This is a genomic window from Rhodococcus sp. WY5 (assembly GCF_018588185.1).
Lineage (GTDB): Bacteria > Actinomycetota > Actinomycetes > Mycobacteriales > Mycobacteriaceae > Rhodococcus_F > Rhodococcus_F qingshengii.
The window spans coordinates 4,263,947-4,277,051 of sequence record NZ_JAAMPR010000001.1 but is presented as its reverse complement, the minus strand read 5'-3'; the positions used below and the strand labels follow the sequence as shown (position 1 = coordinate 4,277,051).

General features: G+C 61.0%; 13 protein-coding genes. 7 read left to right on the top strand and 6 right to left on the bottom strand.

The window, feature by feature from the left end:
- Nucleotides 1-14 precede the first annotated feature (14 nt).
- Nucleotides 15-1,430, bottom strand: coding sequence for an NAD(P)/FAD-dependent oxidoreductase (locus tag G4D79_RS19720; protein ID WP_003944885.1), 1,416 nt, complete (start codon nucleotides 1,428-1,430; stop codon nucleotides 15-17).
- Between the two features lie 411 nt (nucleotides 1,431-1,841).
- Here G4D79_RS19720 and G4D79_RS19715 point away from each other — a divergent pair, with 411 nt between their 5' ends.
- Nucleotides 1,842-2,639, top strand: coding sequence for a metalloregulator ArsR/SmtB family transcription factor (locus tag G4D79_RS19715; RefSeq protein ID WP_080726673.1), 798 nt, complete (start codon nucleotides 1,842-1,844; stop codon nucleotides 2,637-2,639).
- Between the two features lie 451 nt (nucleotides 2,640-3,090).
- On the opposite strand, the gene G4D79_RS19710 is transcribed toward G4D79_RS19715, so the two are convergent.
- On the bottom strand, nucleotides 3,091-3,372 hold the full coding sequence (locus G4D79_RS19710) for a hypothetical protein (protein WP_042450929.1): 282 nt from the start codon (nucleotides 3,370-3,372) through the stop codon (nucleotides 3,091-3,093).
- 52 nt (nucleotides 3,373-3,424) lie between these two features.
- On the opposite strand from G4D79_RS19710, the gene G4D79_RS19705 reads away from it, so the two are divergent.
- From G4D79_RS19705 to galE, 5 genes are read left to right on the top strand one after another with little or no spacing between them, the layout of a single operon-like run.
- Nucleotides 3,425-5,512 carry a glycosyltransferase gene (locus G4D79_RS19705; RefSeq protein WP_214514287.1) on the top strand — a complete coding sequence of 696 codons (2,088 nt, stop codon included), beginning with the start codon at nucleotides 3,425-3,427 and terminating at the stop codon, nucleotides 5,510-5,512.
- Nucleotides 5,513-5,558: 46 nt separating this feature from the next.
- Nucleotides 5,559-5,831 carry a PqqD family protein gene (locus G4D79_RS19700; RefSeq protein ID WP_081557876.1) on the top strand — a complete coding sequence of 91 codons (273 nt, stop codon included), beginning with the start codon at nucleotides 5,559-5,561 and terminating at the stop codon, nucleotides 5,829-5,831.
- 7 nt (nucleotides 5,832-5,838) lie between these two features.
- Nucleotides 5,839-6,717, top strand: coding sequence for a hypothetical protein (locus G4D79_RS19695; RefSeq protein WP_250887552.1), 879 nt, complete (start codon nucleotides 5,839-5,841; stop codon nucleotides 6,715-6,717).
- Nucleotides 6,696-7,826 carry a nucleotidyltransferase family protein gene (locus G4D79_RS19690; RefSeq protein ID WP_214514286.1) on the top strand — a complete coding sequence of 377 codons (1,131 nt, stop codon included), beginning with the start codon at nucleotides 6,696-6,698 and terminating at the stop codon, nucleotides 7,824-7,826. The genes G4D79_RS19695 and G4D79_RS19690 overlap by 22 nt, the downstream gene beginning before the upstream one ends.
- The gene (gene galE, locus G4D79_RS19685) at nucleotides 7,823-8,821 is read left to right on the top strand and encodes a UDP-glucose 4-epimerase GalE (RefSeq protein WP_149357695.1); all 999 of its coding nucleotides are present in this window, start codon (nucleotides 7,823-7,825) and stop codon (nucleotides 8,819-8,821) included. Before G4D79_RS19690 ends, galE begins: the two co-directional genes overlap by 4 nt.
- A gap of 7 nt (nucleotides 8,822-8,828) precedes the next feature.
- On the opposite strand, the gene G4D79_RS34625 is transcribed toward galE, so the two are convergent.
- Nucleotides 8,829-8,984, bottom strand: a complete 156-nt coding sequence (locus G4D79_RS34625) for a hypothetical protein (RefSeq protein WP_250887551.1) — start codon at nucleotides 8,982-8,984, stop codon at nucleotides 8,829-8,831.
- Between the two features lie 69 nt (nucleotides 8,985-9,053).
- Nucleotides 9,054-9,656 carry a hypothetical protein gene (locus tag G4D79_RS19680; RefSeq protein ID WP_250887550.1) on the bottom strand — a complete coding sequence of 201 codons (603 nt, stop codon included), beginning with the start codon at nucleotides 9,654-9,656 and terminating at the stop codon, nucleotides 9,054-9,056.
- A 671-nt stretch (nucleotides 9,657-10,327) separates the two neighbouring features.
- On the opposite strand from G4D79_RS19680, the gene G4D79_RS19675 reads away from it, so the two are divergent.
- Nucleotides 10,328-11,377 (top strand): diguanylate cyclase, encoded by a 1,050-nt coding sequence (locus G4D79_RS19675; RefSeq protein WP_235867795.1) that lies wholly within the window; start codon nucleotides 10,328-10,330, stop codon nucleotides 11,375-11,377.
- Here the strand turns inward: G4D79_RS19675 and G4D79_RS19670 are convergent.
- A complete protein-coding gene (locus G4D79_RS19670; protein WP_003945009.1) occupies nucleotides 11,366-11,839 on the bottom strand; it encodes a DUF5709 domain-containing protein in 474 nt (157 codons plus the stop codon). The genes G4D79_RS19675 and G4D79_RS19670 overlap by 12 nt on opposite strands.
- Before the next feature lie 73 nt (nucleotides 11,840-11,912).
- On the bottom strand, nucleotides 11,913-13,088 hold the full coding sequence (locus tag G4D79_RS19665) for a lipase family protein (RefSeq protein ID WP_054827626.1): 1,176 nt from the start codon (nucleotides 13,086-13,088) through the stop codon (nucleotides 11,913-11,915).
- Between the last annotated feature and the right edge of the window lie 17 nt (nucleotides 13,089-13,105).

Genomic DNA, 13,105 nt, shown 5'->3' with positions numbered 1-13,105 from the left:
CACTCAGGTGTTGATCAGCCGGCGGCCTTCTGCTGCTTGCCGGCAGCCTTCTTGGCTTCGCCATTCGAAGCGCTGCCGGACTCCGTCGCTTCCTTGTTTTTCTTCTCCAATTCGCCCATCGCGTTTCGCGCGAAGACCTGCTGCTCGGTGGACGCCATCTGAGCACGGCCACGCCCGAAGAACGTCACCGCCCACGACAACAGCGTCGAGGCACGGGAACGGAATCCGACGAGGTAGAGGAGGTGAATTGCCAGCCAGGCAACCCACCCGATGAAGCCGCTGATCTCGAGCTTGCCCACCTTGGCTACCGCGCTGAAGCGCGAGATCGTTGCCATACTTCCCTTGTCGAAGTACTTGAACGGAACTCGTTCCGACGGGGACTTGCCGTCCAGTGACGCTTTGATCTGCTTGGCCGCGTACTTGCCACCCTGCATGGCAACCTGAGCCAAACCGGGAAGCTTGTCGAGCGACATCATGTCGCCGATGACAAAGACGTTGGGGTGCCCGGGCAGAGACAAGTCGGGATTGACCATGACGCGGCCGGCGCGGTCGGTTTCTCCGCCGCTCTGTTCTGCGAGCTGCTTGCCGAGGGGGCTGGCCTGCACGCCGGCGGACCACACCTTGCACTGCGACTCGATACGGCGAAGCGTGCCGTCCTTCTCCTTGATGATCAGACCGTCGTTGTCCACGTCGGTGACCATCGCGTCGAGCTGGATCTCGACGCCGAGCTTCTCGAGCGTCTCGGCAGCCTTGCGGCTGAGCTTCCCGCCGTACACGGGCAACACGGCAGGGGCGCCGTCGAGGAGCACGACGCGCGCTTCACGAGGATCGATCTTGCGGAACGCGCCGTCCAGCGTTCGACGGGAAAGCTCGGCGATCTGCCCGGCCAACTCCACGCCGGTGGGGCCGGCGCCGACAACGACGAAGGTGAGCAAGCGCGCACGCTCGGCGGGATCGTCCGACAGTTCGGCCTGTTCGAAGGCCCCGAGGATTCGTCCGCGCAGTTCGAGGGCGTCGTCGATCGTTTTCATTCCGGGGGCGAACTCCGCGAACTGGTCGTTGCCGAAGTACGACTGACCGGCACCGGCTGCCACGATCAGACTGTCGAACGGCGTAACAGTGACGCGTTCGAGCAGGCGCGAGGTCACGGTCTGATTCTCGAGATCAATGGTCTCGACCTCACCGAGCAGTACCTGTGCGTTCTTCTGCTTGCGCAGCACCAGTCTCGTGGCGGGAGCGATGTCACCGACCGAGAGGATGCCGGTCGCAACCTGATAGAGGAGCGGCTGAAACAGATGGTGGGTTGTACGCGCGATCATCGTGATGTCGGCATCGGCTTTTTTGAGAGCCTGAGTGCCGAACAATCCTCCGAAGCCGGAACCGATCACCACTACGCGGTGGCGGTGCGGTTCAACCGACTGGATGCTCATTCCGTACTCCTCGAGTTCTAGGCGACAGTCCTACGGTAGTCCCACCGCGGCCGAGCTTCTCTGCGAGCAGTTCGACGCGCGCCGGTGTGTCCGAATCGATCAAGCGGCCTCGAGGGTGATCACTCCCGAGGTGATCGGCTTGGCCGGACCCCGGGGTGATCACCACTTTGTCGAGGTGTCAGCTACTGGCGGACGGACAAGATGAACAGTGCGATGCACCCGCCGACGAAAACCAGGATCGACAGGGCCACCGAGGCATACCCGACACCCACTCCAATTGCTGCCCAGTCCATGTGCCCAACCTCTCTTACGGTGTAATCCGGGATTCAGATCACATCTGCCTAGAGACATCACACCTCATCTGTCCCAACTTTCGAAACCCGGCACGCCCAACCGTTGACATGCAAGTAAATGCTTGCATATTGTGAAGTTGTGAACGACCGGATGAATGCAGCCTTCAAAGCACTGGCCGATCCCACACGAAGGCTTCTCCTGGACCGCTTGTTCGTAGCCAACGGTCAGTCGCTCGGCGAGCTGTGCGACAGCCTCGACATGAGTCGGCAAGCTGTCACTCAACACCTCACCATGCTCGAGGACGCCAATCTGATCAGCACGGTCCGACAGGGGAGGGCGAAGCTTCACTATCTCAATCCCGTTGCGCTCGAGGAGATTCGAGAGCGGTGGATCAACAAGTTCGAGGTACCGCGCCTTCGTGCGCTCAGTACCGTCAAAAAAATCGCGGAGGAAGCCATGACCGACAAGCCCAGTTTTGTGTACGTCACCTACATTGCGAGCACGGCGGACAACGTCTGGAAAGCGCTCACCGACGCACAGGCCACCGCAGAGTATTGGGGACACAGCAACGTCTCCGACTGGCAGCCGGGATCGACGTGGGAGCACCGCCGGATCGACGGTTCGAACATTGCCGATGTAGTCGGCACCGTAGTCGAGAGCAACCCTCCGTCGAGGTTGGTCACCACCTGGGCTGATCCGAACGGCGAACCGGGCGTCGACATCTCTCGGGTGAGTTTCGACATCGAAGCCTTCGGCGCGATCGTGCGACTGACCGTCAAGCACACCGATTTGGCGGACGAATCGGCTCGCATGGAGGTGGCCGGTGGATGGTCGGCGGTGTTGTCGAACCTGAAGTCCTACCTCGAAACCGGAAGCACTCTTCCGGTGGCGCCGTGGGAGATGCCGGTCGGTTGACGGTTGTCGACCGGGACAAACGAGTCCCCTGAACAGGAGGAGATCGCCGTACGTTTGTCCGAACAGTCGGCCCAGTCCGGACTCAAATTCGCATAACCGTCAAATATCGGCGCGTTCAGTCTGTAAAGTTGCCAGAAGGATGCTAGCGTTTTGCCCGACATCGAGTGAGGACGACCTCGTCTCGGACGCATGGGAGAAACGCTATGGGCGGCGACGCTTTTCAGAATGTTCCAGTTGATCGACGCAAGTTCGTCAAGACAGTTCTAGCGGCCTCGGCGGTAACTGTGCCAGTCGTGACGTCGATCAGCCTCGGTGGTGCGGCGCCGGCCTTCGCAGCCGGTGACACGCCGAATCTTTCCGGAGCGCCAAGTCGTGGCCAGCAGAATCCGAATCAACCAGGCGGCGAGCAACCAGGCGGGAATCAGCCCGGTGGTAATACTCCGGGAGGGAATCAGCCGGGCGGAAACGAGCCGGGCAATCCCGGATCATCGGGAAGTTCGGGATCGTCAGGAAGTTCGGGTAGTTCCGGGAGTTCGGGACCGTCCGGAAGTTCCACAGGTTCCGGATCAACCGGTAGCTCGTCAGGTTCGGGTGGAACGACGACCGCCAAGCCCACCGGGCCGACAGCGCCGACGGAGCCGACCGTCCCGACTGTGCCAACCGTACCGACGGTGCCGACCACTCGCACCGAGCCGACCTTCCCGACCCCTCCGACCCAGCCGACAAATCCCACGGAACCTACGTAGCCGACACGACGCGACTGGTTCCGAGGGGGAACACCGACGATGACAGAGTTCGACGTCGCGCTACACCGCGCTCTGAAGAAGTTTCAGAGCGCGGGGTCGGTTCAGGTGAAGGAGACTCCGCCACACGGAGAACCGGCCGATCTAACTGTCGCGATCGCGACCTACGACGATTTCGACGGCGCGTACTTCACGATCCACTCGATCTTGGTCCATCATCGCGAGGTTCTGGACAGAGTCGAATTCGTCTTGTTGGACAACAACCCCGAGGGGTTGCCGGCGCCGATGCTCGAATCGTTTGCCGGTTACATCGATCGGTTCCGCTACATCCCGTTCACCGACGTTCGATCGACTGCGGTGCGGGACGTCCTGTTCCGCAAGGCCACCGGAAAGTATGTCCTTGTCCTCGACTCTCACGTGATCTTGGCACCGGGATCGTTGTCGGCGTTGCTGGCGTATTTCGATGCGGACCCGGAAACCGACGATCTGATCCAGGGACCGATGCTCTCCCAGGATTCCTCGCACATCGCGGCCACCCACATGGACCCCAAGTGGCGCAACGGGATGTTCGGCTCGTGGGGAGTTGATCCGCGAGCGAAGCAACACCCGGACGTGCCTTTCGAGATCGTCATGCAGGGCCTCGGCTCATTTGCCTGCAGGCGTGAGGCATGGCCGGGATTGAACTCGCACTTCACCGGATTCGGCGGTGAAGAGGGATACATCCACGAGAAGTTCCGGATCAACGGCGGAAAGGTCGTCTGCCTTCCGACATTTGGTTGGCACCATCGATTCGAGCGCCCGGCCGGCGTCCCGTATCGAATAAACTGGGAAGATCGTGTTCACAATTACCTGCTCGGTTGGAGTGAGGTCGGATGGGATCTCGACTCACTCCATCGTCAGTTCTCCAGGTACCTCGGTGATTCGTATCCCGAGATTCGTCGCCGTGCCGAGCTGAGCGTCCAGCGACCCGAGTTGGTCTTTGGTGGAGTGATCGTTCTCGGCGACGACCGCCGAGTCGCTCCGTGGCGTTCATGCCTGGCGGAGGCCGAGTCGATCGAACTGACCGTTCACCGTGCCATTCCGGCGGAGGACGACGGTCCGGATGGGTGGAGGACGGCCTCTGCGTTCGTCGCCGGACTCGACAAGGCAATTCTGCTGGGCTGGAAGTCGGTGGTTTTTCTGGACGAGGCGCGCGTGATCGAACCCGCCGTTATGTACAAGCTACGGAACATCGTCGACGACCTCCCGGCCGAGGCCGATACGGCTGTCATCCACGCACACGGCGAAGATCTGGTCGGAGCTGCACTGATTGTTCACGCGGCGACCTACGGAACTTTGCGAGACGAACTCTCACGAAGGATCAACGGACCCGTGCCGTCCGACTTCTCACTGGCGGCTTATCTGCTCGAGCGAGGCGCAGTCGACGTTGTGCTCGATCGCCCACTGTCGCCTGTCCGAGTAGGGGGAGAACCCAACCCCGTTGTCGAGGATTCTGAGTCGGACCTCGGTGTTGCCGTCGTGAATCTCGATCTCGACATCGACAGATGGAAAGCGTCCTGGCATAGATTCATTCGCTTACCGCGCGTAACAGCGGTGGAAAGAGTGTCGGCTTTCGAGGACGCGATGAATCAGGACGCGGCCTTTGCCGTCTCGTGGCGTCGTGCGCTCGCTCGGGCGACTGAGAAGGGCTGGGATTCGGTCCTCATCGCTGCTGATGACGTCAGTTTGCTGGATGCCGCCGCATCGATCCTTGGCCATGCCCGCGAAGAGTTGGATCACGGCGATTGGGATGTCGTCCACCTCGGACACGACCCGAAATCGAGGGACGGAGCTCTGCTCGACGGTTCGGCACTCTTGCGCACCAGTCCTGAGAACCGTGGAGTCCACGCCGTTCTCGTACATTCGCGCGCCTTCGAGCGAATTCTCGACGAGATTGCGGATCCGGAGTCAGATCCCGAAGCATTCGGACAATGGGCGGGTCACTACCGAACTCTGGGCGACTACCTGGTGGATGCGAGTGCCGGGGGAGCGCTCACGTGCCTGACGCTGTCGCCCGGCATCGCCTCCACACGCAGCCTGATTCGTTCGGGCGCAATCGAATCCGAATACTCACGACGCTTCGCACTGTGAGACCACCACCGAAACGAAATCGGATTCGCTGAATCAAGGAGATATCTTGACCGAACTACTCGAAGGTGTGAGACCGCAACGCTCTCAGACGGTGGAAAGCAACGATCTCACCGACGGTGTTGTGCTGTACGACAGCTCCAGCGAGGTTGCCCATCACCTCAACCCGGTCGCGACGTTGGTGTGGGAACTGTGTGACGGCCGGACCGTCAGCGAAATTGTCCAGGCCGTGGCAGAAGTGCTCGAGATCCCTGACGACGAGGCGAAGTCGGTAGTCAACGAGACGTACGGACCGCTGAGCACCTCTCGTCTGCTGGTGTGAGAATTCCGTGACAGGCAACCACGTACCACAATTCCGGGCGCATTACCTTTGGGTTGACGCGATTGTGCGCGGTTTCCGCATACCCGAGGTCGGTGTCGTCGAGCATCGGATTGCCAGCCCGTGGCCTGCGGACAACAACGTCGAAGTTCGGATTCAGCGGAATCGAGCGACATTCGGTCGCTGGGACGTCACCATCGAATCGACCATCGGCGGCAGCCATGAAACGCTGATCGGTCTGGACGGTCTCCAGCTCGCGGAGAGCGTGTACCGCACGGTGCACCGGGATGTCATGACGGCCGCGCACGCCCGACAGTGGACACGCCTGCACGCCGCTCTGGTCGACTGCAACGGTGTGAGAGTGGCGATCGCCGGGCATTCAGGGGCGGGCAAGACCACCTTGGCGCTCGCCCTTGCCATGCGGGGTGCACAACTGCGTGCTGACGAAGGCGTCTTCATTCGTGGTACCGAAGCTGTGGGCTTACCGCGGCGGGTTCACCTCAAAGCCGGTACGTTCGACGTCCTCCCGGAGATCAAAGCGCACGATTCGCTGTATCTTCCGTACGCCCCGCCGATGTGGGCGTTGGACCCGTCGACCTTGCCTGCTGAACGAAACGTCAGCTCGGCGGTTCGCGGAATCGACCTGGTGCTGATCCTCGATGGATGGGACGAGGGGCCGACTCGACTCGCTCCGATGCCCGTATCCCAAGCGATACAGTCGCTGGCCGGGCAATCCGCACTGTGGTCCGACAATCACGGATTGACCCTGAGAAACATCGCTGCTCTACTCTCGAATGCCCCGTGCTACAGACTGATTCGACATCACGGCGATACCGGCGCCGACACGGTGGAGGAACTGGTGGCGTCATGCGTGACACCCGGTACCTGATTTCCATGTTGAAACCCGAGTGTGGGGCCGACGTCATCCGCTTGTGTTCGCAGCAGGATTGGCCCAGAGTCATCGACGCCGCTGTAAGGCACAAGGTATTGCCGCTGCTCGCCTCCCGAGCGGTCGAGGCCGGCTTCGCATCGGTCCTACCTGCGAGCTTCGCGGAAATGCTGTCGGAATCCTCGGCCACCGCATCGAGTCCGGAATTGACGCTGAGCCTTGTCCATCACCGAAACACCATAAGGATCTCGGACCTCGACGCGCAACGAGTGGAACTGCAAGAGCTGTTACACAGCAACGGATTTCCGACGGTTGCACTGAAGGGTGCCGCCCTTCTCGAGCGAAGAATCTGGCCGAACCCGGCAGCTCGACGGATGACGGACATCGACCTTTTGGTCGTCGACCCTGCACATGCCGTTCCGGCCAACGACGCGATCCTCGATTTCGGCTACCGAATGGTCCGCCCCGACGAAGTGGACTCCGACTCCATCGATCACGACGATCACCAGGAACCGGCACTCCTTCGCGACGACCGTCATGGCTCCGTCGAAATCCATTCGCACTTACTTCCGAGGTTCGCCCGTCACGCGCTGACCCGGGAGGCCGCGGTCCGAGGAATCAGCTCGGAGGCGGAAGGATCCCGCCTTGCGATGGCCGACGTGACGCTGCACGTCATCGCTCACGCGCGGCTTGCCGATCGGGCCTTGATTCGAGCCGATTTGTCGTTGAACAGTGTCTTCGACGTGGGGTACCTGCTCACTTCCGAACCGGAACTCGCTGTGACGCTCTCCAGACGCCAGTTGCCACGCGATGTCCGTCGGGCGGTGAACGTCCACTGGGCGGCGGTGGAATCGATCTTCGGCGTCAGCACCGGAATGACGACCGTCTCGGCGCGTTGGTGGTGGCGATGGACGCTGTGGTTGGCGGATCGCCCACGTCTGCACTCGCTTTACTGCGATCTGGTCATGGTGCCGCTCTTTCTCGACCGTGATCGGCTATCCATCCGGGACGGGCGCGACCTACGTGGATGGGACTTGGCCCGCTCACGCGTGTCCCACTTCGTCCGTCGTGCCAGGACTGCCGTCGAAGATGCCGGGGGAGCGGCGTGAAAGTACTGATCACGGGCGGAGCGGGATTCATCGGAAGCACCGTCGCGTCGAAGTGCGTCGACGCCGGGATCGATGTCGTGATTCTCGACAACCTGCTGACCGGCCGCGCCGAATTTGCGCACAGATTCCCGTTCTACTGCGGCGACATCGCGGACGAGAAACTGCTCGACAAGGTATTCGCAGATCATTCCGATATCGATGCGACAGTTCACTGTGCGGCCTTGATCGTGGTCGGAGATTCCGTGAGTAGCCCGGCGCGGTACTACGAGAACAACGTATCCAAGTCGCTGACGCTGGTATCGAGTGTCCTTCGGAACGGGTGTGAGCGCTTCTTGTTCAGTTCCTCTGCGGCGGTGTATGCGCCGAGCGACGGTGGGTGTGTCGACGAACGTTGGGGGATCGCACCGCAGAGTCCCTATGCGCACAGCAAGGCTCAGTTCGAAACGATGCTCGACGACATTGCGGCGGCCACTGAATTATCGGCGATATCTCTACGCTACTTCAATCCGGTCGGGGCAGATCCGGAGCTACGAAGTGGTACACCATCGGCACGCCCGACCCACGCACTCGGAAAGCTGTTCGAATCATATTCGACAGGAACGCCTTTCAGGGTTACGGGAACGGATTGGCCGACGCGCGACGGATCCGGAGTGCGTGATTACGTTCATGTCTGGGACCTTGCAGACGCTCATGTTCGAGCACTCGAAAGGTTCGACCGGGTCACCGCTGATTCATCACGCATGACTGTGGTCAATCTGGGCAGCGGGCGGGGGACGACGGTGTGGGAGCTGGTACACACATTCGAGAACGTGCTCGGCGAAGATATCGACGTGGTCGCTGCCGGCCGACGCACCGGTGACACTGCCGGCGCTTATGCGTCGAACGATCGTGCGTTGCGACTACTCGGGTGGGTTCCGACATTCACCCTGGAACAGGGGATCGAGGACACCGCGCGGTGGCTGGCAGTGCGGCCGCACCTGCTCAACTCGGTGTAGCCGAACGTCAGCCCGTCGGGTCGTCGTCAACGGTGATGTTGTTGCTACGTAGCCAGAAGGTGGCGTCCGGATCCCACCCGGCGAGCACGGTGGCCCCCGCGTTGGCCGACAACGGGATCGCGATGCCTGGCGTGGTCAGATAAGCCATCATGGTCAGGTGCACGGCGTCGTAATCTGCAGCGACCGAAACCCAGTCCGGAATGAACCAGTCACGGTATTCACCGGTCGTGTCTTACCACACGGAGCGACGTGAAGCGGGCACTGGCAGGGGATAGGTATCGACCAGATTCGCCCAGTCCTGCGGACCGGTGATCTCGTAGATCCGGGGCGCGCCGTAGATCCTTACCGGCTGCACCCGCGCCTCGTTCGAGGAGCTGTCTTCTTCGAGAAACACCCCGAGCGCCCCGATACCGTCGCGGGCCCTGGTTGTTTCGGTTGTACCGTTGGCAAACGGGATAGACCACCATTCGCCTCCGATGTGACGGTCCGGATCTTCGATCTGGTATTCCAGAAACTGACGTTCGTTGTCGAGTGCCTCAGCACGCCACTGTTCGAGGCCGTCCTCTGCACGGTAAATCCGCAAGGGTAGGTCCGACCAGCCGTAAATAGGGTTTCGCTTTTCAACCAGATTCTGGTTCAGACGGTCGATCGGCTCGGTCCACCAGGCAGTGTGTGGGGAGTCGAGTAGTGCTTCGGCAACCGGTCGCAGCGCCGCTGCGACATCCGGCCGGACGAAGATCAGGTCTTCTTCGTCCGGCGGCTCCCAGTAGCGTGCGCAATCTACGGCATACGCAAGACAGTGCAGAATCTCGAGTTCGGACATTTCTGCTGGCATGCGTAACCGACGTTCGCACAGAAGCGACGGCCACGTGGTGAACCGAGGACGAGTGCAACGGAATCCATGTGGGTAAAGCTAGCGGACAAGCTGACGGGGGACGTTCGAATATCCATTACTTGACATAATGTAGATTATCGGCAAATTCTCGACCTGGCGATATCCGGCTCACGCCTGGTTCGTGCAACCTTCCTTGTTTCCGCCCACCTATGTCTGTCTGCCGGTACATTTGCCGGCTTTCCTGCGTTTCCGTCCTAGATCTGCGACCGGCTTGCACGACTCGACCATTGCGACTCCGCGATCGCCGGCTGAATTGGTACCGATCACCGCCTGGCCTCGCCGGCGACTGCGGCTACGCCGCGCGACCTGGACGTCAGGAACGACCAATAAGTGCTCTGATGTGGATTGATGCCGATAAACACGTCTCACCGACTTCCGGCTACCCCACCTCAATTCGTCACTGTGACGTATTATGGTCGACAGGCTGGAGGCGAGTTCAGTTCCCTTGTCATCGCCACGGACTACTATCGCCGCATGTGTTGTATTCGACCGGCCGCTTCTCATGGTCAGTGGCCGCGATGAGCGACACACCCAAGGTCGTGCATCGCTGGCTCGCAGTGCCAGACCAGTTTGACCGATTCACGCGATTCTTGCGCGACAACGGAATTCTGATGCCGACTCGGATAGGCATCGGCGTATTGGTTTTCCTCCTGGGTATCACGATTCTGCTGAAGCGACTGGGCACTCATTCGGTACAGACCATCGGATTTCCGTTGGACGTCGTCGTCGCAGTGCTTGTGATGATCGCCGGAATTGCCCTGCCTGTCGTAGCGACCACCCGTGAAAGGTCGTATTTCTTCGTCGTTGCCGGGGAGTTCGCCGTTGCGGTGATCGTGCTGGCTGAGGCGAATCCGGATCAGAGATTGCTCGGATGTCTCGTCTTCGGGCTCGTCGGCTCGTACATAGCCTTCTTTCACAATCTTCGAACTCAGCTGTGGCACCTGCTGTTTTCCGGGGCGGTCATCGTTGTTGCCAGCATCGGCGTGTTCACCGATGTACCTTCTGGCCTTCCAGACGTCCTGGGGCGCATTGCCTTTGCCATTCCTGTCATCACTGTCATACCGGTGGTCACGCAGATTGCTCTGGCGCTCCTGAGCAACGACGCTCAAAGCTCAGAACTCGATCCGTTGACGGACCTGCTGAATCGGCGCGGACTCGCACGGCGGACTTCCGAACTACTGCAAGCGAAATCCAGCCTCGACCAGTCTTTGCTGGTGGTAGTGATCGACATCGACAATTTCAAACACTTCAACGACACCTACGGTCACGACGTCGGCGACCGAGTCATACTGCGCACGGCCTATCGACTACACGACTGGGCCAGATCGGACGCGGCGATAGCGCGCATCGGCGGTGACGAGTTCGTCGTCGTTCAGATGATGCCGTTGCCGTACGTCGGCGATCTACTGGCCCGGATCGCGCCCATCATGAACTCCCCTACAGGCGAACCAATCTCGACGACCAGCATCGGCATAGCCATCCACAACGGCGCCTGGCCGGACGTACAAGCAGCAGAAAGTGGCGTTCACGATCTACATCGCCTCGCCGATTCGGCGATGTACGAAAGCAAGAGAATGGGTGGAAATCACGTCCACTCCATCGTTCTCACCGATCAACTGCTACAACAGCCACAACAGTCAGGCGGTCGTTCAGTCCTCTGAATCGTCGATCAGATGCATCGCGGCTTCCTCTGCCGACGCTGCGCCGCCGTCGATTCCGACGTCTCCGGCAATGAGTTCACTTTCCTCGTCCTCGTATCTGCCCTCGTCTTCGGCAACGAGACGCCCGACCCGACGGTTACCCACTTCGTCACCGTTCGGGAATTCTTCTTCCCGTTCGAATTCGTCGGCATCGGCGGGATCCTTCAAAGGATCTCCGAGCGACGCGTACGGATCGGGTTCTTCTTCGGCCAGGCGCTCGTCGAGGGTCTCCCCCGCTGATTCCTCGCTGCCGGTCAACCCGTGGGCATCAAGTCCCAGTGGGCGTTCCGGTGGTGAGATTCCCTCGTCGAGAATGTCGTCGACGCCTCGATCGATCAGAGTGTCTTCAGGTTGAAGCTGGTCGTCGGGATCGAGACTGTAATCGCCATTGCCGGCCGCGCCGGTGTCATCCGTGTCGCTCATACGATCAACGATGCCACGGGCACACCGAGTTGGCCATGTGCCGCGCCTGCTCGATACGTCACTCCGGAGACATTCAGCACGAACGCGGGGCCGGCACTCCGTCGAATCGGTCCTGTAGGTACTCGAATGCGGTGGGCAGACCGAGGACCGCAGTGGTGAGGTGGTCCGGGCTGGGGAACAGTTGGGATTGAATCGTGGCTCCGGCGGCGCAGTACCGCGAAATCGTGTTGACCACCGAATCGATGGGGATCAGAACGTCGTCGGGCGTGTGCCATTCGAACACCGGGGCAGTCGGCACACCGGGATAGAGTTCGACGCTGTTGTCGTCCATCACCTTTCGCACTTCAGGGCTGGACAGCAAGGATGTCGACGTCGACACCTGAGAGGCACTGCGCCCGGCACCGACCCTGAGGATGTCGTTGGTGCACGCGTTGGTGAGTTCGGCCCGCATCGACCGTCCGAGGTCGTTGAGTTGGTTGCTCAGCGGCAGTAGGTCGGGATACTCGCGTTCGAGGCCCATGGCTGCGGCGAAGGCGAGGCCGAATGCCGGGTGCGGATCCTGTCCGAGGCCGTTTGCCATCTTGGACAGATTCATCGGGACGCCGCCCTCGGCTACACCGACAAGGTTGACCTCGGGTGCGTAGCTCGGGGCCAGTGCGGCCGCCCACGCGGTGGCCATGCCGCCGCCGGAGTAGCCGGCAATACCGACAGGGCTGGCGCCACTACGCAATTCGGGGACTTTCTGAACGGCGCGGATACCGTCGAGCGTGATCTGTCCGCCCAGGCGCGCGGCGCCGTACGCACTGTTGGGTCCGAGATGGTCGGGAAGGGCAATAGTCCATCCACGTTGCAGCGCGACGTTGAGGATGGGCGCTTCACGGATGACGATGTTGGGATCCGATGCGTAAAGCGCGCGAGATGGCGCACATCCCGTACCGAGTGCATTGACGATGTGCTGATACGAGAGCAACGGACCGTCTTGTGCTTGATTCGGCGGGACCAGGATCGTGCTGACCGCGGCAATAGGCTTGTTCTCGGAGTTCGTGGACCTGTAACTGACCTGCCAGATCGCGACGCCGGGAAAGGTCATCAGGTCAGGGGCCCGGCGCACGGAGATCGGCGTGCCGGCGGTCCCCTCGGCCGCTGCTTGCGAATAGAACGGGTCCGGGTCCGGTGCCGGATATGCGGGATCGGCCTGTGCAGTCCCCCCGGAGAGCAGTGCGGCAGTCAGTGCAGCGGCAGTCAGCATCGATCCGGTAAACACGC